Here is a 23,660-nt window from a genome sequence, read left to right on the forward strand (position 1 = left end):
TTATTTTTTCTATTAAAATCTTTTTCTTATTTTCTATTTCAACATATAAAATTTTCACACCTTGCTCCTTATTTAAAATGGTTTATCAAATATTTTTAAAATTAAAGCTCTAGAACAAGTAAAAAATACTTATAAATATAATCACACTTGTATCCTTGTTCTATAAAGCCTATCTTCGAATTTACTAATTCCAATATTATTTAACCACTTTTAAAATTATATGAAATGATTTAGGATTGTTTTAAATTTGTCATTTGCATAAATATTGTTAATAATATGCCAGAAAAATATATATTATTATACATCTATGGTATAATAATATTTAGTAAAACAAATCTAAAAGAAAAAGGTGATCAAATGGATAAGCTTGGTAAAAATATTAAAAACTCTAGAATTTCACAAAATTTATCCCTCAAAAAATTAGCAGAAAAAGTAGATGTTTCTCCTTCAATGTTAAGCCAAATTGAAAGCGGAAAAGCAAACCCATCCCTAAATACCTTAAAATTAATTTCACAACATTTGAAAGTTCCTATGTTTACCTTGTTTATAGAAGAAGATATAGATCGCCCTATACTAGTTAAAAAAAATAATAGGATTCGTATAACTAATAAGGGTGAAGATTCCAAATATGAATTAAGTTATGACTTATTAAGCCCAGACACCAAAGGTGACCTTCAACTTTGCGAGATGAAGCTTTCAGCTTACCAATACAATTCTGATAATTTCAATTTTCACAATGGTGAAGAAGTTGCAGTTTGCACTTTAGGAAAAATAGAATTAATTTTAGAGAATAAGACCATAACACTTGAAACAGGAGATTCTGTTAGAATTCCAAGAAAAACTAAGCATAGGTGGAAAAACCCCAGCAAGGCTACTTGTGCAATTATATTTTCAATAAGCCCACCAATTTTTTAAATAAAATCTAAAAAACAGTAAAGCAATTATAGATTTATCCACATTTTCTTTAGTTAATACATTTATTTTTACTTATAAAAATATTATTCTTACAAATTAAAATATAAATAAAGGTGATGTAATAGAATATTTTTTAAATCTCATACATCACCTTTAATAGCTAACTTTCCATAAATATAATCTTTAATTATTCTTCTTTCAAAGCATAAATATAATCATCTACAATAGATCTTATTTTTGTTATTCTACCACCATAAACAATTTGAATATTTTTTTCAGCCGGTCTAATTATTCCCATAGGATCTGTTTTATATATTAAATCTTCATTAATTAATTCTGGATTTTTCACAACTACTCTTAATCTTGAAATACAGTTGTCAACATCTGAAATATTATCAACTCCACCTAGTCCATCTACTATTGTTTTTGCAACTTCTTCATCTTCTGCTTTTAGGCTACTAGACTTATCATTTTTTGTTGCTTTCATTTCCTCGTTTCTTCCAATTGTATTAACATTGAATTTTTTTATTATGAAGCTATATACAAAGAAATATAATGCAAAGAATATTGGTCCTGCAACTAAGTAAATGTACCATTTTGTTTGCAATCCTTGTAAAACTCCAAATACTAACCAATCTATAACTCCACCTTGGATATTACCAATTGTTACTCCTAATAGATAAGGTATTAAGAATGAAAGACCTGTAAGAATTGAGTTTGCTATCCATAATATTGGTGAAAGGAATATAAAGGTAAATTCAATTGGTTCTGTAATTCCTGTTAAAATAACTGCTGTTAAACCTGCTGTATAATAAGCTAAAACTTTTTTTCTGTTTTCTGGCTTGGCACATTTTATAATTGCATATACTGCACCAGGCATTCCAAATACCATGTGAAGAATTTTTCCTTGTGCTAAATATTTTGTTGCTTCTGTTGAAAATGGCAAATTATGTTCTAACTGGTATAAGAAAATTTGTAAACAGCCTACTAAATTATTTCCATCTATAGTTTCAACTCCACCGAGGGCTGTAAATCTAAATGTTTGATTTAAGATATGATGCATTCCTGTTGGGTTTAATAATTTTTCTAACATACCATATAGGAAAACTCCAAATACTTTTGCATTTGATATCACTGTTCCTAAATTCATTATTACATTATTTATAAACGGCCAAATAAAGGTTAAAATCGCTCCAACTATTGCCATGAATAAAGTATTTATTATAGGTACAAATCTTCTACCAGAATAAAATGTCATTGACTCATGTAATACTGTATCCCTATAATTATTGTGAACTATCACCGTTAAAATTCCAACTATAACACCTCCTATTACATTTGTATTATATACATACAAACCTAATACATTTGTAAATTGTGAATTTTTTAAGATAGCATTTGTTTCATTCATTCCTCCTTCTACTAAGGCTTTAGTATCCATTGTTGTTGGATTAATTCCTTGTAATTCAAGAATGAAATTCATAGATAATAGTAGGGCTAAATATCCAACTGCTGCAGAATATACTGCAACTTCTTTATCTCTTTTTACCATTCCTAAAGGAATTGCTAAGGCAAATAAAAATGGTAAAAAAGTAAATGGTAAACTTGCCATTTTTTTAATTAGTCCTATTACATTTTGTATTGTACCATTTTCTAAAAATGGAATATATTTAATTATATTAGGGTTTTGTAGGGCAGATGATAGCCCTAAAAACAAAGCCATAAATGATAGCAAGGATATTGGAAAAAGTAATGACTTCCCAAAATCTTGTATTGATAATTTTGATTTTTTCATATTATCTCCTTTAATATGTTAATTATTTCATTTTGCTTAATATTTAATTTATAAATAAGTTCGCTATTTTTATTTTCATATACATCTGATAAATAGAATCCTTCTTTATCGTAAAATTCTATCTTATCTTCACTTGAGTTGAATCCTCTTATAAAAATATATTTTTTATCTTCACTTAACTTTGTACATGATACAGTCAATCTTTCATCTAAATTTATATTCAAACTTTTATCCATAGGATAAGATTTTTGATTTAAGTTAAATGTATTATATTTTTGAGCTTGGTATGCTTGTATCGGTGACAAAATCTTCTTAGCTTTACTTGAATCATTAGTTTTTTCATCAGATTTATAAATATAAAAGTGATGACTTAATTTTTTTCCAATAAGTTCACCATAAGGACTTTCAACGCTCATTCCTGATGCCCTACCCGGCCTATTTTCTAAATCACTTTTGCCGAGAAAATCATAAGACCTAAGTATTGGAATTGATAAGTGGTTTTTTTCATAATAAAAAGTTTTACATGAATTATTTACTATAGATATTCGCTTATTTACATTAACAAACGATTGATATTTATGGGCATTTACCGGTTTTTCAACCCATCCTTCCTCTTTCCAAATATCTAATAATTTATAATTATTTTCCCTTTTGACAAAGCCAAATTGCGTATCGCAGAAAACGTTTTTAATTATTGTATTAAATTTAAAGTTTATAAAAACTTGATGATTTATAGCTTTATTTTCTATATCTATATTCAAATCTAAAAATGAACCCTCATCCATTATTTGAACTTTTATTTTTTGATTGATAGATTTTTTCCTATTTTCTCTTTCCGATTTATTATAGGGTAAATTCGCCTTATAACTTAAAATTACTTTATTATCGACTACTTTCTTCTCGTCAATTTTAAAATAAATTTTTCCCAACTTGTCATTTTTTATTGGAGAAGAATCATAAGAATCTCCATCATCTCCCAGGCTATAAAAAGATATAAATTCTTTTGTAATAATCTTATCAATGACTTCATCAAATAGTTCACTATTTCTAACCCTTTTAATTTCAGCTTTTTCTTCTAATATGTCAATTGATTTTATTTCTAGTCCATCAATTTCATCTAAGTAAAATTCAATATCTGTTTTATAGTGGAAAACCTTTTTTCTTTTAGCTAAAATTTGCCTATTAACTTTTGCCATGTCTGCCAAAACTTGACTATTTATTTTGTAATTATATTCTTTGCCTTCTTTATCAACCAACTTAAAATTTGGGCTTTGGGTTAAAATTTCAGCTTTTACTTTTTCATTTTTTCTTTTATAGGCTAAGGTATTAATAAGATTTAGCTTATCATAATCATTTTTTGAAATTAATCTTTTTGTTAATTCAATTTGGCACAAGACTCTTCTTTGAATCTTCTCTAGGCTATCTTTAATATCTTTATTTGTTGAATCACTGTTGCAAGATCCCATACTATCATGTGAGTGGGCTTCAAATAATTTCAATAAATTATTTTCAATAAATTTGGAAGGATAGTATAGGTTATTTTTATAGGCTATTAATTCTAAAGGTTCAAGTATATTATAAATTAGCCTTTCAATTTCAAATACTAAAGATTTTATATCTGGTCTTGTAGTATCAATCGTTCTGTGAACTCTTGTAAATTCGCAATGATTTAAATCATCTTTGACTAGGCTAGCTTTTTTAAAATCAAGTTTTTTGCAATATTCTTCTAAATTAGAAATATTTACTTTTGAATTTTTTCTAATTTTTTCAATATTTTTTTTAACCTCTTTTATATCTTTTTGAATCGGCATTTGGTCGTGACCGTTCATTATCAAATAATCTTCAATCTTATAGTTATCGTATTTATTTTCTATATCTTCCAGTCTTTTATTCAATGAAGCTAAATCTTTGGGAAGGTACTTGCCACCTTGATAACCTGCCGGTAGCAAAACAGCTTTCGTTTCACTACCGTCTAGGCCTTCCCATTTAAATAACCCACAATTTGTTAATTGTTTTGAAACTCCTCTCCAAAAAACTGTATAATCAATTCCAAACATCTTATATATTTGTGGCATTTGTATGTTATGACCAAATGTATCAGGGCAATATGCAATCATTAGAGGATTATTCGCTATCTTTTTGCTCTTTTTGATTCCGTAATATAAATTTCTAACTATTGATTCTTGGTTAGGCAAAATTAAATCTGTTTGCGTGTACCATGGGCCTATTAAAATTTGTCTATCTTCAATTAATTTATAAAGCCTATCTTTGTATTCTAAAGCTTCATTCAAAAAATCTTCAACTAATATATATTGTCCATCAAGCATATAAGTTATGTCCTTATTTTTCTCTAAGAATTCTATAACTTCTATCATGTGGTTAATCAAAAATACATCAGAATCGTCTACAGTAAAGTACCATTCCCTATCCCAGTGGGTATGCATTACTATATGATAATTTTTTGTCATTTTAATTCGGTCCAGTAATCTTTGTTTGCCTCTTTTAATGCATCTAATACTTCTCTCGCCTTATCAACATCAACAATCATTCTATTTAGCGTTAAGGCCATAAGTGCTTTTGAGTATGATTTTTCATAATAAGCTTCTGTTGTTAATTTTTCATAAGCGTATTGGCTTTCAATCATTCCTTTGTAAAATGTTGGAATTTCTCCTACAGCAAATGGTCTTGGTCCATTTTTTCCTAGTGTTGCAGTTACTTCTACCATTGCATCGTCTGATAAATTCTTTATAATTCCATTATTTTCAACTATAACTATAAAATAATTATTCAAATTATATTCAATAGACATTGCTATTTCCACAATTGTATCTCCATGAGCATCGTTATAAACAACATTAGCTCCTTCTAGTGAATTGTTTTCAATAACTTTTTTACATTCACCAAAAACTTTTTTCTCTCTACCGTCTATAACTTCATTTGCTCTTGTATAGTTTTTATCTAATTTTGATAATTTATAATTAGGATATAAATAATATTGTAGGTAAGTGTTTGGTAAATAATCTCCAAAATCATTAACCATTTTTTCAACCATACCGTAGGTATCTAACCATGATTGGTCCCTTTGCTCTGCATCTGCTGGCAAAAATCCATTTTCAGTAATAATTTCTTTAAGTTTTGGCAATAGGTCTTTTCCATTTTTATCAAGAATCTTTGTAAACCATCCATAATGGTTTAGTCCAAAATAATATGGCTCAAATTCATGATAATCCATATCTAAAATTTTTCCGTAAGACTTTAAAAGATTTACTGGTTGATCGCAAATATTTAAAATTCTTTGATCATCTGGAAATTCTTTTTTTAGTGCAACAGCAACTATGGCTGCTGGATTTGTATAATTTAAAATCCAAGCTTTTTTAGAATATTTTCTAATTTTATTAATTAAGTCAATCATATCTGGTATTGATCTAAAACCATATGCAAATCCACCTGGTCCACATGTTTCTTGACCAATCAAATCTAAACTTAGAGGAATTTTTTCATCTTTTTCTCTCATTTCGTATCCGCCAGTTCTAATTTGGCAAAAAACATAATCAACATCTTCAAAAGCTTTTTTGGGATCTGTTGTATAATCAAAATTCAATTCTTCGTATTTTTCCCTAAATAGAATTTTTCCAAATTCACCAACATTTTTTTGTCTTTCAGGATTATTATCATATAAAATCAATTCATCAATTGGAAATTTTTCCTTATGCCTTGCTATACTATTGAGAAGACCTGGTGTCCAAGTACTTCCTCCACCTGCTATTGCTACTTTCATATTTCCTCCTTAAAAGCATTGTAACTTTATCTACTTACATGCTATCACTTGGGAAATATTAATTTTATCTTATTAAGAAAATATTTTTATAAACTGAAAATATTTTCTTAGTTTCTATTTTTCAATATTAAATCTATAATTTTATGTACAAATAATAGCATAGGAGCACGAGAAGCATTATCAAAATCTACCCTATCATCTTTAGAAAGAATTACGCTGTAGGAAAGATCACTTAGCCTCGTTAAATCATTTATATTAGATCCTGTTAACGTAATTACTTTTATACCCTTTTTCTTTGCTTTCAAGGCAAGCTTTATACATTGGCTAGTATTGCCTGAATTTGAGATTATAAAAAGAGCATCATTTGATGTCATATGATCAACATAAGCAAGAGCAGTATGAGAGTCAGCAAGGTGAGTAACTGGAAGTCCCAATATTAACAGTTGAGTTACAGCATAATCACAAATTAAGGAACTCAATCCTTTTCCAAAAAAACAAACTCTCTTGTTATAGAATAAATTTATAAGTTTATTTAAATCTTGCCTATTTAACAAATCTATAGAATTATTTATATCATTAAGTCTGATAGTAGAATAATCAATATAATTTTTAGTTTTGTTGGAATTTACCTTATTAACTAAAGAATATTTTAGTTCAATAAATCCCTTATATCCCATTTTTTTTCGCTGTCCTGGTTATTGTCGCATTTGAAACAAAACATTTTTGAGAAACTTCATCAATTGTCATATCAAGCAGTCTATCAGAATTTTTATTTAAAAATGTAAAAACATATAACTCAGATTTTGTTAAATTTTTTATTATATTATTATTCTTACTATCCAAAATTTTCACCCACTTTTATATTTTTTATTTACTTTTTATTTTATCATAAGTTTATTATACCAAGTACTTTTCCTGTTATAATTATTAATATTAGAAATTAAAAACCCCTCAATCCGTATTCCAGATTTTGGGGTTAAGTCAAAAATAACTTGATACATTTTCAATTATTTTCTATAAAATATCCTACTAGATCAAATTCCTATCTTTTAATTTTTCTTCTAACCTATCTAAATTTTCTTTTAGCTTTTCTTTAGGTAGGCCTAGGTTTATTCTTATATAATATTCTGATTCTTTTCCATAATCAAGTCCGTCTGCTGCCAAAAATTTTGCTTGGTGGATTAATTTTATGAAATCATCATGGCTTATTCCTAGATCTTTATAACTTAGCCAAGCCAAAAATGATGATTCTAAATCAGCTAATTTAAATCCTTTTTTGTCTTTGAAGAAATCTTTTAATAGGTCATAATTTCCCATTACAACTTTTTTCATTTCTTCTTTCCAAAGTTCTCCCTTTTCATAGGCTGCCTTTGTAGCCACCATGCCTAGGATATTTGCTCTTTCTATTCCTCTTGATAGGTTTGTTTGGACAAATTTATTGTATAAGTCTTTATTTTCTATTATTATATTTGAACATTGAAGACCTGCTATGTTGTAAGTTTTTGATGCTGCATGGCAAATAATAGAATTATCCTTGGCATCTGAAAGATTTCCATAGCAAGTATGCTTATATCCATCATAAATTACATCAGAGTGAATTTCATCACTTACAACTATAAGATTGTTTTCTTTTGCTATTTTTGCAATTTTTTCTAATTCTTCCTTTGTCCAAACTCTTGATCCTGGGTTATGAGGATTCGATAGTAAAATTAATTTGGCCTTTTTATCTTTTGCTAATTCTTCCAATTCTTTGAAATTTATTTTATAGTTTCCACCCTCATCAATAAGCTTACATTTTGGTAGTTCTCTATTTTGCATCTCAACAACTTCATAAAATGGTGGGTATACTGGTGTAAATATTATTACCTTATCATTTTCTTTTGTATACGCTCCAACAGCTGTTGATAGGGCTGTTACGATTCCAGGAACGGTTACTATGGCATCTCTTTTTGGTTCATAATTATAATTTTTCTTATAATAAGCTAGGCAAACATCTAGATATTCTTGAGTCATTCTAGAATATCCAAGTACATGACTATCTACATATTTTTTAATTTCTTTTCCAATTTCATCAGCAAGCTTAAAGTCCATATCAGCTGTTGTCATAGGAACAATATCCGATTTTTCATCTAAACCAACACTTCTTAAACATTGGTATTTGCTTGCTTCTTCTATAAGTCTATTGTAAGTGTCTTTGAAATTATACATTTATTTTTCCTTTACTATTTCTCTAATCTCTTTTGTCTATCCAAATACTACATTGTAATATTTTTTTATTATTAGTCTAACAATAATTAATTTTTTTGTAAAATATCCTAGTAAAGAATATTTTATTGTAAAAAATCTTGAAATTTTTTTATTAAAATGCTTTATAAGTTATCTTATTATTGTTATAATTTATATTGAGATAGTATTTGAAAGCAAAACTATACTCGTACACCATTTTATTTTTTTAAAAAATTGAGCTTATATATTTAATGAGACTCAAAATACACTGTTTATTAGCACGCTATTTTGTTTGTATATTTGTTAAATTATAAACTAAATTTGGCATGCTTTTTTTTGTTAGGAGATGATAATAGATTATAGAAAAAATTGAGCTTTACTTTTTATTAGAGAGCATCAAAATGTTTACTTAAATTTAGAGAAATACTACCAAAATTTGTGGTGTTGAGTACTATCTCAATTCGTTTACTTTTATCGAATTTTTCGATAAAGTCTGGAGGTAATTTTGAAAATTGCTGTTATTGGTGCAGGCGCTATGGGGTCTTTGTTTGCTTCTTATTTGTCAAAAAATAATGAAGTTTTTCTTATCGATCATAGATTAGAAAAGATTGATAAGATTAATAAATACGGGATAGAAGTTGTTGAAAATGATAATTCTAGTCATTTTTATAAGGTTGCTTCCTATATGTATAATGAAAATTTGCCTGTTGCTGATATGATTTTTTTGTTTGTAAAATCTATCAAAAATTTAGAAGTTTTAGAAAATATTTCCCACATAATTTCTGATAAGACTATTCTTGTAAGCCTTCAAAATGGTTATGGAAATGATAAGGATTTAGAGAAATTTCAAGATAAGAAAAATCTTGTTATTGGTTCTACCACTCATGGTTCAACACTTCTTTCTTATGGGAAAATTTTTCACGCAGGTAGTGGTCTTACATTTTTGGGTGAAAATGATTTTAATAAAAAAAGTCTTGACCTTGTAAAGAGTATTCTTTTTGCTTGTGGCTTTGACCTTGAAATCAGTCAAAATATAGAAAAGTTAATGATTGAAAAGTTGTTTATCAATATCGGTATAAATGCCATAACTGCCTTGGCTGATAAGGAAAATTCTTGTATTTACAAAAATTCTTATGCAAAAAAAATCTCCAAGCTTCTTGTTTTTGAGGCTTGTCAAGTTTTTAATTTGTATGGATATGGTTTTAATAAAGAAGAAATTTTTGATAGGGTTATTGAAACTTCAAGAAAAACTGGGAAAAATACTTCTTCAATGAGGGCTGACCTTTTGAAGAAAAAAGAGAGTGAAATTGATAAGATCAATAAGGTTATAATTGATAAGGCTAGGGAAAAAAATGTAAGCTGTCCTTATAATGAGGCTATAACTTTGTTGATAAAAGCTAAAGAGGGAGAAATATGAAAAAGAAAATGTCCGTACTTGATTTTAAAAAGTACAAGGAAGAAAAAGAAAATTTGCTTATGTAACTGCATACGATTATACAATGGCATCAATCGTTGATGAAAGTGATGTTGAAGTTATTTTGGTTGGAGATTCTTTGGGAATGACCATGTTAGGATACGATTCTACAGTCCCTGTTACAATTGAAAATATGATCCATCATGGAAGGGCTGTTGTAAAAGGGGCGAAAAATACTTTTATTACAGTTGATATGCCTTTTGGATCTTATGAAGTTTCTAAGGAGAAAGCTGTAGAAAATGCTGTAAGAATTTTTAAAGAAACCGGCTGTGATTGTGTGAAACTTGAAGGTGGTCTTGAATATGTTGATACAATTAAGGCAATAATTAATGCAGGAGTTCCTGTAATGGGGCATATTGGTCTTACTCCTCAATCTTCAACCATGCTTGGTGGATTTAAGGTCCAAGGAACTACAAGAGATTCTGCAAAAAAAATTAATTGAAGATGCCAGGGCCTTGGAAGAAGCTGGTTGTTTTTCTATAGTTTTGGAATGCGTTCCAAGCATTGTTGGAAAGAAAATTTCTCAAAGCGTATCCGTTCCAATTTTAGGAATTGGTGCCGGAAAAGATGTTGATTGCCAAGTTATAGTTTTACAAGATGTACTTGGAATGTATCCAAATTTCAAACCAAAATTTGTAAAAATATTTGCAAATGTTAGAGAAGTAATGCTAAAAGGCTTAAACGCTTATCACGATGAATCTGTAAGTGGACAATTCCCAAGTGAAGAACATTCATTTAATAGAGATATTGATTTAAGCGATTTATAATAAAAAATAAAATTAGGCACTTTGGCCTGAATCCCTAAATATAAAATAATCTAATAATATTTTAAGCGGAATGTAATCTCTAAAAAGATCAACATTCCGCTTATATTTTTCTTGTTTTAAAATAGCTAAGAAATTTTCCATATGTGAATTACGCAAGCAATTACCCTTTTACATTTATTATTTAAATATATACTTCTAACAATCAATCACACTTACAAGTAAAGATTTGGGTCCTAGGTGGACTCCAAATACTGGTGGGACTGGCATTTCTTTGAATAGTTTTGCATTTTTTATTTCATCTTTTAATAATTCTTTCATTATTTTTATTTCTTCAAAGCTTGACCCGCCGCCTATTGCTAGCATATATTCTTTTTTGTCTTTAATTTTTTCTTTACAATTTTTGCCATTTCTTTGAAGGATTTTTTCTTACCTATTACTTTTTTGGCAATTTTAATTTCCCCGTCTTTCATTGTAAAAATCGGGGTGAAATTTATTAGGTTTGCTACTTTCCCAATTGATTTTGGTAGTCTACCACCCTTTACAAGGTAGTCAAGACTATCTGCCCTTACAAATACATTTGCTTTTTCTACATCTGCTAGGGCCTGTTTATAGATTTGATCATAATTTTTTCCATCTATTGCATCTTGGGCTGCTTTTTTTGTTATAAAATAAAGGGGAAGGGAGGCTATTTTAGTATCTATTACATCTATTGTCACATTTTTTTCTATATGGTCTTTTGCCAAATTCATCATGTTATTCATGCCAGAAAGTGACGATCCTATTGAAAAACAAAGAATTTTATTATAGCCTTCTTTTATATATTTTTCCAACATTTCTGTAAATTCTCCAATTCCTGGAATTGAAGTAGTCACTTTTTCTTCACTTTTTCCAAGTTTTTCAAAAAATTCTTCACTTTCTATATCAACTTGGTCTGTGTATGTCTTATCCCCAAAGTGAATTTTGAAGGAAATTACACCAATATTATATTTTTTAGCTTCTTCAAGGCTAATAGAGCTTCCTGAGTCAACTATTATTTTTATTTTTTCCATTTTATTCCTCAATGATAATATTTAAAAAAAGAGCCTCAAAACAAAAAGTTTCAAGGCCCTTGTCTTTTTTTATTTTTTTATAAATAGTATTTATCTAATACATTTAGCTCATCATCTAATTCGTAAACTAGTGGTTTTCCTGTTGGAATTTCTAAGTCCATTATATCGTCATCAGAAATTTTTTCTAAGTGTTTTGCCATAGCTCTTAAAGAGTTTCCGTGTGCTGCAACTAAAACTGTTTTTCCATCTAATAAGTCTTTTGCAATATTGTCTGTGTAGAATGGAAGACATCTTTCAAGTGTTACTTTTAAGTTTTCAGCTACTGGGATTATTTCTTTTGGAAATTCTTTAAACCTATCTTGGCTTGCTTGTGCCTTTGCATCTTCGTCTGATAATGCTGGTGGAAGTGTATCGTATGATCTTCTCCAAATATGAACTTGTTCATCACCATATTTTTCTGCTGTTTCTTTTTGTTTAAGCCTTGAAGTGCACCATAGTGACGTTCATTTAATCTCCATGATTTTACTTGTGGAACAAATAATTGATCAGAATATTCTAGGGCAAAGTTACAAGTTTTGATAGCTCTTTTTAAAATTGATGTATAAGCAACATCAAATTTAATTCCAGCTTCTTTTATTTTTCTTCCTGCTTCTTTTGCTTCTTCTACTCCTTTTTCTGATAAATCAACATCTACCCAACCAGTAAATTTGTTGGCAAGGTTCCATTCACTTTGTCCGTGTCTTACGAAAACTAATTTTTTTGTCATTATCTTCTCCTCATTTTTTCCTTTTTTTCAAGTTGTTTTTGCTTGGCTTTCATTGACTCATTCTTTTCTTCATCAATGTTATCAATCCATGTGAGGGCATTTGCAGTTCCCTTTATTACACACTCTCTAGGTTCTTCTGCAATTTTTACACCAATTTGCAATCTTTCCTTTATTCTTTTTGAAAGACCTAGTGTAAGCGCTCCGCCACCTGTTAAGAATATACCTCTTTCGTACAAATCTGCAGCAAGCTCTGGCGGTGTTTGTTCCAAAACATTTTTAATTCCATTTATAATTTTATCAATTGAAGGAAGAAGGCAGGCATAAATTTCTCCTACTGGGATGTAAATTCTTGATGGAAGTCCATCTTCTATCAATCTTCCAACAACTTCAATTGAATCTGTAAAGTCTACTTCTTGGGCCTTGATTTTTATCATTTCAGCACTAGATTCACCAATTAGCATCCTGTATCTTTTTCTAATATGATCTTTTATATCATTATCAAAAGTATCTCCAGAAATTTCTATTGAATCGCTTGTTACAATTTGTCCCATAGAAACTACAGCAATATCGGAAGTTCCCCCTCCGATATCTATAACCATATTTCCCTTTTCATCTGTAATATCTATATCCGCACCAATTGCTGCTGCAAGAGGCTCATCAATCAAATAAACTCTGTGGGCCCCAGCATTTTCTGCCGCTTGAAGGACAGCTCTTTTTTCAATTTGAGTCGCCTTACTTGGAACACAAATCAAAAGATCTGGTTTGAAAAAGGACTTATCCATAGATTTTTTTAAAAAATATTTTAACATCTCTTCTGTTGCTTTAAAGTCAGCGATAACTCCATCTTTTAACGGCTTTAAAGCTACTACATTCCCAGGAGTTCTGCCCAATATTTTTTTGGCATCCTTTCCAACTGAAAGTATTTTTCCAGTAAGAGTGTCTTTTGCTATAACTGAAGGTTCTTCTAAACAAATTCCCTTATCTTCGACGAAAACTAGGACTGAGGCTGTTCCTAAATCTATTGCAACACTTTTTCTAAACCTTGACATGGCCTCTCCTATTTATTTTTTAATTTATCAACTTGGTCTAATTTTTCCCAAGTAAAGTCTTGGTCATTTCTTCCAAAATGTCCATAAGCTGCTGTTTTTTTGAAAATTGGTCTTTGTAAATCTAATTTGTCAATTATTGCTTGAGGTCTAAAATCAAAAACTTCTTTTACGATTTCTGATAATTTTTCATCTTCATATTTACCAGTTCCAAAACTATCTACATAAATTGAAAGTGGTCTTGCAACTCCAATTGCGTAAGCTACCCCTATTTCACATTTTTTACAAAGTCCTGCTGCTACCATATTTTTTGCTGCATATCTTGCCATATAAGCTGCTGACCTATCTACTTTTGTAGCATCTTTTCCAGAAAATGCTCCTCCACCAGATTTTGAATATCCACCGTAAGAATCTACAATTATTTTTCTTCCTGTAAGACCTGAGTCACCTTTTGGTCCGCCAACTACAAATTTTCCTGTTGGATTTATATAATATTTTGTATCATCGTCGATGTATTTTGGATCTATTACTTCTTTGATTACTTTTTCAATTACATCTTTTTTAATTTGTTCAAGACTTACATCTTCTGAGTGTTGGGTTGAAATAACTATAGAGTCTACTCTTTTCAAAACTCCATCTTCATATTCAACTGTAACTTGGCTTTTGCCATCCGGTCTTAAGTAATCAAGAATTTTTTCTTTTCTAACATAAGTTAATCTTTGGGCAAGTTTTTGAGCATAAACAACTGATAGTGGAAGGTATTCCTCTGTTTCATCATCTGCATAACCAAAAACCATTCCTTGGTCACCTGCTCCAATTTTGTCATATTTATCATTTGTTGATTTATAATCCATAGAATCGTCAACACCTTGGGCAATATCAGGTGATTGTTCTATAAGAGATGTTAATACTGCAACATTTTGATAGTCAAATCCTAATTTTGGATCATCATAACCTATTTCTCTTATTGTCTCTCTTGCTATATTTTCTATTGGGGCATAGGCCTTTGTTGAAATTTCTCCAACAACCATTACAAGCCCTGTTGTTGTTACACATTCACAAGCTACCCTTGAGTTTTTATCTTGTTTTAAACATTCATCCAAGATGGCATCAGATATTTGATCGCATACCTTATCTGGATGTCCTTCTGTTACTGATTCTGATGTAAATAATTTTTTCATCTTAACTCCCTTCTTTTAAGGATAATTATACCTTAAACTGTTTCTTTTTTATTTTATTTTTCTAATAAAACCACAGCTCTTGCCTCAATTCCTTCTCCACGTCCTGTGAAAGATAATTTTTCTGAGGTTGATGCTTTTATTGATACATTTTCTATATCTGTTTTTAAATGTTTGGCTAATTTTTTTTGAATCTCTTCTCTTTTTGGTGAAATTTTTGGCATCTCACAAATTATAACTGTATCCAAATTTCCAATTTTATAGGATTTTTCCTCCATTAATTTTACCACCCTATCGAGAAGTTTTATGGAATATATATCCTTATATTCATCATCTGTATCTGGAAATAAATTTCCTATATCAGGAAGGTTTAAGGCTCCAAGTATTGCATCCATTATGGCATGAACCAAAACATCTGCATCCGAATGGCCCAAAAGTCCCTTTTCATATTGAAATTCTACTCCCCCAAGGATTAATTTTCTATTTTCTACTAATTTGTGAACATCATATCCTAATCCAATTCTCATCTAATCCTCCAAAAATCCTCTAGCAAATATCAAATCTTCCGGTGTTGTAATTTTTATATTAGAATATTCCCCTTCAACTACCTTGATTTTATCCTTGCTAAAAATTTCAAAAAGCTGGCTATCGTCTGTTATAGTAAGATCACTTTTTGTGTATTTTTCGTAATAAGATAGGATCATCTCCTTATCAAAAGCCTGGGGTGTTTGAACGTTGTAGACTTCTTTTCTAAGTGGCGTATTTTTTACCAATAAATCTTCTCCTACAATTTTTACCGTATCTTTTGACTTTACTGCACTTATTACAGCCTTATATTCTCTTAGCTCATCCATTATATTTTTAAATAATTTTTTGCTCGCAAAAGGCCTTACCCCATCGTGGGTTAAGACCAATTTTGAATCTTTATCTACAGCTTTTAGGCCCTCATATGTCGAAAGTTCTCTTGTTTCTTTGCCAAATACATAGGATATTTTTTTCTTGTATTTTTTTATAATATCTTTTAGGTAGTCTTCATCATCTTTTCTAATTACCACAATTAACTGGTCAATTTCTTCTAAAGATACTACTGTATCCAAACATATTTCTAGGATTTTTCTTCCCTTTAATTCTATGTAAGGCTTGGCCTTATCTGATTTCATCCTAAGTCCATTGCCTGCTGCTGTAATTACTGCTGATATTTTTTTATCGTCTATCATATTATTCCTTTGCCTTTACAAAAATCATCTTCCCTGCTGATGTTTGTAAAACACTTGTTACTGTCGAATTTATTTTTTTTCCTATTAAATCTTTTCCATCTTCAACTACAACCATAGTTCCATCTTCAAGATAACCAACTCCTTGGTTTCTAGATTTTCCTTCTTTGATAACCTCAATTTCCATCAGCTCTCCTGGTAAAACTTTGGTTTTCATGGCATTTGCCAAGTCATTTATATTTAAAACTGTAATTCCTTGTACATCTGCAACCTTATTTAAATTGTAGTCGTTGGTAAATATTTTTGCTCCCGTATCTTGGGCATATTTTAATAATTTTGAATCAACTTCTTTTATTTCCGGATAATCTTTTGAGCTTATTTCAAGATTTATATCCTTATTTTTTTTAATCTCTTTTACAACATCAAGCCCACGTCTGCCCCTTTCTCTTTTTAAGTCATCGGGGCTATCTGCTATGTGTTGGAGCTCTTCTAGGACAAATTCTGGTATTATAAGCTTTCCTTCTATGAAGTTTATTCTTATAATATCTAAAATCCTTCCATCAATTAATACCGATGTATCGATTAATTTTAAGGAAGTGTCCTTTGAAATTTCCTTTTTATTTTCTTTCCTGTTTGGTTTTTTAACTTCTTTTACTTTTTGAAATATTTGTGGGTACTTGTCTGGATATTTTGAAGCGATTCTCCATCCCAAAAGTCCAAAGCCCAAATAAATAATAATAGATAATAGCACAAAAATTGAATTACCAACTACTGGTAATGATAAAGAGCTTAGGGGTTTGGTTGCAAGAAAGGCTAAAATCAATCCTACAATAACTCCACTTATTCCAACTGCCACACTAAGTGGGGGTAGATCTTCTAAGTATTTTTCTAAATTCATAAAAATATTTTCCATCATCTTGTAAATAAAGCCTGATAGAAAATAAAATATGCCTGCAAATATTAAAGCTATTAGCACATTAGCTGTTATAAAAAAAACAGAACTATCTATTGTAAAATCCACAACAGATAGTATCAATTTTACTACAGATATGCCTAGAATAGCTCCAATTACAGAAAACATAATTCGAAATATTCTATTAAACATATTTTTCTCCCAATATTAAATTATAAGCCTATTGATTCATCAATCATCTTTTCGGCTTGGTCTTTTTCTAGAGAACCAGACATAACTAATTCGCTTGCCATAATTCTTCTAGCCCTGTTTAAAAGTTTCTTTTCAGTTGTTGAAAGTCCCTTGTCATCGTCCAAGGCAACAAGGTCTCTTACCATATTTGCAATTTTGAAAATATCTCCAGTTTTTAAAATTTCTTGGTTTTCCCTATATCTTAGGTTCCAATTACCATTTAAATCTTCTGGTTTTTCATCTAAGATTGCAAGTATTTTTTCTCCTTCTTCTTTTGATATTACATCCCTTATATTCATTTTGTTAATATTTGATTTAGGAATTGAAATATCCATATTACCTATAGGCATCTTTAGAATAAAATATTCTTTCTCCTCGCCTAAAAATTCTTTGGTTTCTACAGAATCTATTATCCCAGCACCATGCATAGGATAAACTATTTTATCACCGATTTTAAACATTTTGACCTCCTAGGTTCTCTATATATATTATAACCTTTTTTGGTCAAATAGTAAACGAAATAATTTTACAGTATACTCCCCCTATAATCTTTTGTCAATCATTTTTTTATTTGATAAAAGCTCCTTAGAATTTTTCGCAAATCCACACCTCATTTTTACAGCCCTGTTTAAAACTTTTATTTCACTTTTTTTATAAGATCCCCCAAAATCTCCATCCAAGGTCCAATCAATTTTTTCATCACTTTCTACCTTAAATACAGATCCTGACCTAAAGACTACATTGTCATTTTCTTTTTTGCTCCTAAGCCCATCTATAATTTGGTTTAATTCTATAAGGCCTTTTGGTTTTTTATCAAAACAGCTTCAAAAACTCCATCATCAAGACCAATATTTTTATTATAAAAATTATTAAAGCCCCCAACTGATACAGAATTTGTTGCCATAAAATGAATAAATTCTCCTTCAAAAACTTCATCATCTACACTTATTTTTGCCTTGTAGGCTTTTAAGTTTGAAACAGTTTTTACCCCCTCAAGTATGTAGGCAAATCTTCCAAAAATATTTTTCATTGATTGGTCTGTTTCGTAAGAAACTTGGGCAATTGAGCCAAAAGCTGCAACATAGGTGAAAAATTTTGAATTAAATTGTCCAACATCTATATCCATCGTCTCGCCTTTTACGGCAAGTTTTGTTGCTTTTTTTATATCTGTAGGAATTTTTAATGACCTTGAAAAATCATTGGTAGATCCTGTTGGAATATATCCTATTATAGATTTTTCTTGTGATTTTAATAGGCCAGATACAACCTCATCCAGGGTCCCATCTCCCCCACTTACCAAAATCTCTTGGTAATCTTTGGCAAATTCTTTGACCTTTTCTCTGGCATCATTTGCCTTTTGAGTAGCGTAAACTGTTGGAAAATAAGAATTTTTGCTAAAATATTCAACTATTTCGCTAAGGTGGTTTCCTATAGTTTTTTGTCCACTCATTGGATTGTATATATACAATAATTTTTTCATCTTATCCCTCAAATTCATTAATAAATATATTTATATTTTACTTATATTCCAATATTTTTAAAGTATTTTCTTATCAAAATATTTTTATTTTACTTATTTAAGTGATATACTTAAAATTGATAACATATAAAATATAACATACAAAAAGGAGATAAATATGGAGAAAAATAATACAAGGTTTATAGTTGAAGGAGGAGTGTCAGTAGCTCTTTCATTTATACTTTCCTTTGTGGTTTTATTTAGGATGCCACTTGGCGGATCTGTTACCCTTGCTTCTAGACTTCCCCTAGTAATTTTTGCAGTAAGATGGGGATTTAAAAAAGGCTTATGGGCAGCTTTAATTTTTGGAGTTTTGAATTTACTTACTGCAACAACAATACTACATCCAGCCCAAGCTATCTTGGATTATATCCTATCTTTTTCAGCAATTGCCCTTTCTGGAATTTCTTTTGGAAAAAGCAAAACAAAATTTTCTTATATTCCATCAATTATTATTTCTTATTTAGTAAGTGGTTTATTTAATGTAATCAGTGCCTTCATATTCTTTAATGACATGGCAACAGCAAAAGCTGCAGGATTTAATAATTTTACCCTATATGCCTTTGCTTACAATTATTCCTTCTTGGCAGTAGATGCCTTGATTTTAATTGTTGTCTTCTTGTTAATATATGATAGGCTAAAAATATTTTTAAATAAGCAAAAATAAAAAATAAGAATTTAAAAAGACCATCCTTGGATGGTCTTTTATTTTGATACGGATTCTACTATTTCTAAGTCTCCTTGGAAAGTATAATTTTTTACAAAATTTGTTAAAATGAAAAAATCTCCTTTTTTTATTGGATATTTTTCATTATCTATTATAAGTTGGCCCTCACCTTTTATTACACTTTCTAAAATATAAGGAGCCTTCCTTTCAAAAGATTCTTCTTCCGATACATTTATTTTTTTAACTGTAAAATACTCATTATCATATAAAAGATCTGTTTTCTCTTTTAAATTTTCGTGGGTTTTTTCTGTATCAAGACACTTTATAGCCTCTTTTGATTTTTCCAAATGCAAATCTCTTTTGTTTCCATTTTTATCTACCCTATCATAGTCATAAAGTCTGTAGGTTAAATCTGATGCTTGTTGGATTTCTAAAATCAAACTTCCTTTTTTTATGGCGTGAACCATACCAGAAGGAACTTTGAAAAAATCTCCCTTGATAGACTTTTCTACATTTAATAAGTCTTCCCACTTTTTATTATCAATCATTTTTAAAGCCTTATTTTTATCATCAGTTTTTAAACCATAAATAATTGAAGCCTCATCTTCATTTAAAATATACCAACACTCACTTTTACCATATGAGTTTTCTTTTTTTGCCATGTCATCATCAGGATGAACTTGAATTGATAAGTCATCACCCGCATCTATTAGCTTTATTAAAAGAGGAAATTTATCCTTATTTTCATTTCCAAAAATCTCTTTGTGATTTTTATATAAAAATCCTAAATTTTCTCCCTTATATTTTCCATTTAAAATTTTTGAAGGAAAATCTTCCATGGCAGAAATAGCCCAATATTCTCCTATATTTTCTGATTCAAATTGGTAGGGAAAGTCATTTTTGAGTCTTTTTCCTCCCCAAATTTTTTCTACAAATTCTCCTTTTAAAAATAATACTTTTTCCATAATCCACCTCATTTTTACTATACTAAGAAAAAAATAAAGCCCAAGGATAAAGCTTGGGCTTAGATTATGCTACTGTCAATTTATTTTTGTGGAAGAAGTTTGTAAGATAGATTTGAACTGCTGATACTACTATGTTTAAAATAGTGCCTAGCCCCATTATCCTCGTCAATTCTTCTACACTTTCTACATTGCTTAAATATAAACCATTTTGTATTTGACTTGAACTTTTTGATACATTTACTGAGAATGTTTCTAAAAATTTAACACCAAACGTTAGTCCTAAAATCGAAATTATTATTGTCATCAAAATAAAGACTAAAACCGGTCCAAATTTTCCCAAATCTTTAAAAGTTTTGCTTGAGCCTATGCTGATTGAGGCTAAAATTCTTGTAAAAGTTGCAAGTAAGGAAATTAAAACTGTAATTATAAAGATAATTATGGTTTTTGTTGGAAATTGGCCTAAGACATTTTTTATTTGCCTAAATATCAGACTTATATCTTCTCCCCTTGCTCCAGTTGTAATGAAAAAGAATCCAAAAAATTCTAGCAAAAATACAAGGCCTGCAAGTAAGGCAAGGATCATTATGTTTAAAATCCTTGATGTAGTTACATCTTTATCTTTTACAGGAAGGACATCATAAAAAGCAGCCTGATCTCCATAAAATTTCTTGTAGTCATTTAATATTACAATTATCATAGAAATTGCAAAGGATGAATACATAAGAAGCATTGAAAGAACTGTAAAAAAATCCAAAAATGCTGAGTCCAGATATGAATTTATATAATTTAATACGACTGATAAAATTAAAGGAACTATAATCCAAGGGAGGATGTCCCTAATATTTTCTTTTAATTGGTGTTTTAATAACTTAGACATTGAAAACCTCCTCAAAATATTCTTCAACTCCCATCTTGTGCTTTTGTCTTAAATCATCAATATTTTCTTCCAAAATAATTTTTCCATCTGATATAAATACAACCTCATCCAATAATCTTTCGATTTGACTAATCAAATGGGTTGAAATAATCATTAGCCCTTCTGAATCAAAATTATCAATTATAACATCCATAATTTTTTTCCTGCTTGCAGGATCAATTCCACTCATAGGCTCATCCAAAAGATATAAATCGGACTTTCTAGAAAGAGAAAGGGCGATTTGAACCTTGTCTTTCATTCCTTTTGACATATTTTTTATTTTCATATTCATATCAAGTTTGAAATCTCTAATTATTTTTTCAAATTTTTCCTTGGAAAAATCTTCAAAAAATTCGTCATATAAATCTGAAATTTTCACTAAATTATATGATTTGTCCAAGGGAAGATGGTCAGGTTGGTAGGATACAAAAGATTTTGTAAGATGATTTGGATCTTCTCCTCCAATTTTAACCTCCCCAGCATAATTTTTTTCAAGACCTGCAAGAATCCTAAGTAGAGTAGTTTTCCCAGATCCATTAGGTCCCAAAAGTCCAAGGACTTTTCCCTTTTCAAAAGATAAATTTATTTTATCCAAAACAAGTTTATTTTTATATGACATAGTCAAATTTTTAATCTCTAACATTAGTCCACCTCCCAAAATTTATCAAGACCATCAAGAGCATCTTCTTTCGAAATTTTTAAACTTTTTGCATTTGCTATAAAATCTTCGCAAATTACTTCAAAAGCATTTTTTGATAAAGATTTTATCAAGTCTTTATCATCAGTTACAAACCTTCCCGCCGTCCTTTGGCTTTTACAAAGTCCATCTCGCTCAAGCTCAGCCAAAGCCCTTTGAACAGTATTTGGATTGACCTCATAAAATTTTGCCAAATTTCTTACAGAGGCAATTTTTTCACCAGGACTCCAAATACCACTTGAAATTTTCGACTTAAAATCTTCTAAAATTTGAAGATAAATAGGCCTATCATTATCAAATTCCATTTAAGCCTCCTTTTTTTCAATTGCTTGGCCAATAGTTAAACCTAAAAGCATGCCAATAGAAATCCAATACCCCATATCATTGAAAAGACTTCCAAAAGCTGCTCCAAAAACTATCCCAAGTCCTATTCCTTCAGCCAAATAATTTCCATCATTTTCTAGATTTTTTTCATTTTTATAATTTTTATCCAATTTTTTTATCAAAAATATTAAAGAAATCCCCAATAAAAATATTGGCAAAATTATTTTTAAAATTCCCATCTCTCTCCTTTGTACCTTTGTATTATTGTATCACTTTCTTAATACAATTATATACTATTTTTTATTTTTGTAAAGCCCTTTTTAAAATATTACTCAATCTTTACAAATTTTTTTAAATTTCAAAACAAAGCTATCTTATTATTTATGTGAAAAGAAAAGGATAAAATAAATAATTTAAGCCACAAGCTTATCTCTTCCTTAATAAATATTTTATTTTTTTCTTTGAAAATATTTGTTGAAATCCCTCAAAACAAATAGAAAAAATTTAGCCTTATCTTATTACAAAATAGTAATTTTCCGAAAGATTAGGCTAAATTGAAGTTTTAAACTTACATTAAAAATATATGTCTTTGGCATATCTCAGGCTGTTGACAAAGTATATTTTCACCCATTTCGAGCGAACGTAGTGAGTCGAGAAATCTCAAGAGATCTCTCCATGCGTTCGTTTCACTCACTTAGTCGAGATGGTACTTAACTTAATTTTTATTTCAAAATAAAATATTATCTAAATTCATACTTTGTTTACGCTATGAGATATGTCTTTGCTATATATTTTTTTCCACAAAAAATAGCCTTAGGAAAAATCCTAAGGCTATAATTTTTTTCTTATCTAATGCTTACCCTACCAAAACCTGATTTTACATCTATGTTTAGGTCGTTTTCTTCTGGATTTGTAGAAACTTGGTAGCCATTTTCTTTTTGTAATTTATTTTTAAATTTGTCAGCTATTGAATAGGAAGAAGCTTTGATTAGGGCTTTGATATTTTTTCCAAATTCGTTTGTATCAACAACAACTGAACCAAATTTTGTATCAATATTTATTTCTTTACTATCGATAATTTTGTAAATTCTAATTGAACCTGATTTTGATGAAAGATTTATATCTTCTATATTTAAACCATCTACCCTGATAGATCCATTAACTAATTGATATCAGCCTTTGATCCGCTTACATTTGTAAGATAAACTGAACCATTTACA

The 23,660-nt window shown here is 29.4% G+C and carries 27 protein-coding genes and 1 pseudogene; 5 read left to right on the forward strand and 23 right to left on the reverse strand.

Features of this window, described 5'->3' with window-relative positions; translation table 11 throughout:
* Positions 1-357 precede the first annotated feature (357 nt).
* Positions 358-915, forward strand: coding sequence for a helix-turn-helix domain-containing protein (locus tag ANHYDRO_RS06690; RefSeq protein ID WP_039914316.1), 558 nt, complete (start codon positions 358-360; stop codon positions 913-915).
* 187 nt (positions 916-1,102) lie between these two features.
* Here the strand turns inward: ANHYDRO_RS06690 and ANHYDRO_RS06695 are convergent, their stop codons facing one another.
* The 6 genes from ANHYDRO_RS06695 to ANHYDRO_RS06715 all read right to left on the reverse strand — a co-directional run bounded on the left by ANHYDRO_RS06695 (position 1,103) and on the right by ANHYDRO_RS06715 (position 8,696).
* Positions 1,103-2,710: a PTS transporter subunit EIIC gene (locus ANHYDRO_RS06695; RefSeq protein WP_004814847.1), complete on the reverse strand. Its 1,608-nt coding sequence runs from the start codon at positions 2,708-2,710 to the stop codon at positions 1,103-1,105.
* Complete coding sequence (locus ANHYDRO_RS06700; RefSeq protein WP_004814848.1) at positions 2,707-5,178, reverse strand: glycoside hydrolase family 38 N-terminal domain-containing protein; 2,472 nt, start codon at positions 5,176-5,178, stop codon at positions 2,707-2,709. The genes ANHYDRO_RS06695 and ANHYDRO_RS06700 overlap by 4 nt, the downstream gene beginning before the upstream one ends.
* Positions 5,175-6,488 carry a 6-phospho-alpha-glucosidase gene (locus tag ANHYDRO_RS06705; RefSeq protein WP_004814851.1) on the reverse strand — a complete coding sequence of 438 codons (1,314 nt, stop codon included), beginning with the start codon at positions 6,486-6,488 and terminating at the stop codon, positions 5,175-5,177. The genes ANHYDRO_RS06700 and ANHYDRO_RS06705 overlap by 4 nt, the downstream gene beginning before the upstream one ends.
* 107 nt (positions 6,489-6,595) lie before the next feature.
* Entirely contained in the window at positions 6,596-7,165 is a 570-nt protein-coding gene (locus tag ANHYDRO_RS06710) for a MurR/RpiR family transcriptional regulator (protein WP_004814852.1), read from the reverse strand.
* Entirely contained in the window at positions 7,155-7,331 is a 177-nt protein-coding gene (locus tag ANHYDRO_RS09735; RefSeq protein WP_162010673.1) for a hypothetical protein, read from the reverse strand. The genes ANHYDRO_RS06710 and ANHYDRO_RS09735 overlap by 11 nt, the downstream gene beginning before the upstream one ends.
* Positions 7,332-7,517: 186 nt before the next feature.
* Positions 7,518-8,696, reverse strand: a complete 1,179-nt coding sequence (locus tag ANHYDRO_RS06715; protein ID WP_004814858.1) for a MalY/PatB family protein — start codon at positions 8,694-8,696, stop codon at positions 7,518-7,520.
* A 523-nt stretch (positions 8,697-9,219) separates the two neighbouring features.
* Here ANHYDRO_RS06715 and ANHYDRO_RS06720 point away from each other — a divergent pair.
* From ANHYDRO_RS06720 to ANHYDRO_RS11215, 3 genes are all read left to right on the forward strand, one after another.
* The gene (locus tag ANHYDRO_RS06720; RefSeq protein WP_004814859.1) at positions 9,220-10,131 is read left to right on the forward strand and encodes a ketopantoate reductase family protein; all 912 of its coding nucleotides are present in this window, start codon (positions 9,220-9,222) and stop codon (positions 10,129-10,131) included.
* 82 nt (positions 10,132-10,213) lie between these two features.
* Entirely contained in the window at positions 10,214-10,630 is a 417-nt protein-coding gene (locus ANHYDRO_RS11210) for a 3-methyl-2-oxobutanoate hydroxymethyltransferase (RefSeq protein WP_004814862.1), read from the forward strand.
* A gap of 13 nt (positions 10,631-10,643) precedes the next feature.
* Positions 10,644-10,955, forward strand: a complete 312-nt coding sequence (locus ANHYDRO_RS11215; protein WP_262359365.1) for a 3-methyl-2-oxobutanoate hydroxymethyltransferase — start codon at positions 10,644-10,646, stop codon at positions 10,953-10,955.
* Positions 10,956-11,150: 195 nt separating this feature from the next.
* On the opposite strand, the gene ANHYDRO_RS10760 is transcribed toward ANHYDRO_RS11215, so the two are convergent.
* The 11 genes and pseudogenes from ANHYDRO_RS10760 to ANHYDRO_RS06770 form a co-directional block, all read right to left on the reverse strand.
* Entirely contained in the window at positions 11,151-11,318 is a 168-nt protein-coding gene (locus ANHYDRO_RS10760) for a hypothetical protein (RefSeq protein ID WP_004814865.1), read from the reverse strand.
* Positions 11,312-12,004: a DegV family protein gene (locus ANHYDRO_RS06730; protein WP_004814867.1), complete on the reverse strand. Its 693-nt coding sequence runs from the start codon at positions 12,002-12,004 to the stop codon at positions 11,312-11,314. Before ANHYDRO_RS06730 ends, ANHYDRO_RS10760 begins: the two co-directional genes overlap by 7 nt.
* 77 nt (positions 12,005-12,081) lie before the next feature.
* Positions 12,082-12,770: pseudogene (gpmA, locus tag ANHYDRO_RS09395) on the reverse strand (2,3-diphosphoglycerate-dependent phosphoglycerate mutase).
* A complete protein-coding gene (mreB, locus tag ANHYDRO_RS06740; RefSeq protein WP_004814873.1) occupies positions 12,770-13,819 on the reverse strand; it encodes a rod shape-determining protein in 1,050 nt (349 codons plus the stop codon). Before mreB ends, gpmA begins: the two are co-directional and overlap by 1 nt.
* Positions 13,820-13,827: 8 nt before the next feature.
* Positions 13,828-14,997, reverse strand: a complete 1,170-nt coding sequence (metK, locus tag ANHYDRO_RS06745) for a methionine adenosyltransferase (protein WP_004814875.1) — start codon at positions 14,995-14,997, stop codon at positions 13,828-13,830.
* Between the two features lie 53 nt (positions 14,998-15,050).
* The gene (gene ispF, locus ANHYDRO_RS06750; protein WP_004814877.1) at positions 15,051-15,521 is read right to left on the reverse strand and encodes a 2-C-methyl-D-erythritol 2,4-cyclodiphosphate synthase; all 471 of its coding nucleotides are present in this window, start codon (positions 15,519-15,521) and stop codon (positions 15,051-15,053) included.
* Positions 15,522-16,211, reverse strand: coding sequence for a 2-C-methyl-D-erythritol 4-phosphate cytidylyltransferase (ispD, locus tag ANHYDRO_RS06755; RefSeq protein WP_004814880.1), 690 nt, complete (start codon positions 16,209-16,211; stop codon positions 15,522-15,524). It abuts the gene before it with no gap.
* Position 16,212: 1 nt separating this feature from the next.
* Positions 16,213-17,313: a PIN/TRAM domain-containing protein gene (locus ANHYDRO_RS06760; RefSeq protein ID WP_039914321.1), complete on the reverse strand. Its 1,101-nt coding sequence runs from the start codon at positions 17,311-17,313 to the stop codon at positions 16,213-16,215.
* Between the two features lie 20 nt (positions 17,314-17,333).
* Entirely contained in the window at positions 17,334-17,813 is a 480-nt protein-coding gene (locus ANHYDRO_RS06765; protein WP_004814883.1) for a CarD family transcriptional regulator, read from the reverse strand.
* Positions 17,814-17,894: 81 nt separating this feature from the next.
* The gene (locus ANHYDRO_RS10765; RefSeq protein ID WP_004814885.1) at positions 17,895-18,032 is read right to left on the reverse strand and encodes a hypothetical protein; all 138 of its coding nucleotides are present in this window, start codon (positions 18,030-18,032) and stop codon (positions 17,895-17,897) included.
* A gap of 110 nt (positions 18,033-18,142) precedes the next feature.
* Complete coding sequence (locus ANHYDRO_RS06770) at positions 18,143-18,832, reverse strand: diacylglycerol/lipid kinase family protein (RefSeq protein WP_244261660.1); 690 nt, start codon at positions 18,830-18,832, stop codon at positions 18,143-18,145.
* A gap of 157 nt (positions 18,833-18,989) precedes the next feature.
* Here ANHYDRO_RS06770 and ANHYDRO_RS06775 point away from each other — a divergent pair, with 157 nt between their 5' ends.
* Complete coding sequence (locus ANHYDRO_RS06775; RefSeq protein ID WP_004814889.1) at positions 18,990-19,538, forward strand: energy-coupled thiamine transporter ThiT; 549 nt, start codon at positions 18,990-18,992, stop codon at positions 19,536-19,538.
* Positions 19,539-19,576: 38 nt separating this feature from the next.
* On the opposite strand, the gene ANHYDRO_RS06780 is transcribed toward ANHYDRO_RS06775, so the two are convergent.
* From ANHYDRO_RS06780 to ANHYDRO_RS09740, 6 genes are all read right to left on the reverse strand, one after another.
* Positions 19,577-20,503: a type I phosphomannose isomerase catalytic subunit gene (locus ANHYDRO_RS06780; RefSeq protein WP_039914324.1), complete on the reverse strand. Its 927-nt coding sequence runs from the start codon at positions 20,501-20,503 to the stop codon at positions 19,577-19,579.
* A 64-nt stretch (positions 20,504-20,567) separates the two neighbouring features.
* Positions 20,568-21,380, reverse strand: coding sequence for a hypothetical protein (locus tag ANHYDRO_RS06785; RefSeq protein ID WP_004814892.1), 813 nt, complete (start codon positions 21,378-21,380; stop codon positions 20,568-20,570).
* Entirely contained in the window at positions 21,373-22,062 is a 690-nt protein-coding gene (locus ANHYDRO_RS06790; RefSeq protein ID WP_004814894.1) for an ABC transporter ATP-binding protein, read from the reverse strand. Before ANHYDRO_RS06790 ends, ANHYDRO_RS06785 begins: the two co-directional genes overlap by 8 nt.
* Positions 22,062-22,421, reverse strand: a complete 360-nt coding sequence (locus tag ANHYDRO_RS06795) for a GntR family transcriptional regulator (RefSeq protein WP_004814897.1) — start codon at positions 22,419-22,421, stop codon at positions 22,062-22,064. Before ANHYDRO_RS06795 ends, ANHYDRO_RS06790 begins: the two co-directional genes overlap by 1 nt.
* Positions 22,422-22,679, reverse strand: a complete 258-nt coding sequence (locus ANHYDRO_RS06800; protein WP_004814899.1) for a glycine zipper domain-containing protein — start codon at positions 22,677-22,679, stop codon at positions 22,422-22,424.
* Between the two features lie 606 nt (positions 22,680-23,285).
* Positions 23,286-23,591: a DUF4097 family beta strand repeat-containing protein gene (locus ANHYDRO_RS09740; RefSeq protein ID WP_316244734.1), complete on the reverse strand. Its 306-nt coding sequence runs from the start codon at positions 23,589-23,591 to the stop codon at positions 23,286-23,288.
* Between the last annotated feature and the right edge of the window lie 69 nt (positions 23,592-23,660).

The sequence above is a fragment of the Anaerococcus hydrogenalis DSM 7454 genome, from assembly GCF_000173355.1.
Classification (GTDB): Bacteria; Bacillota; Clostridia; order Tissierellales; family Peptoniphilaceae; genus Anaerococcus; species Anaerococcus hydrogenalis.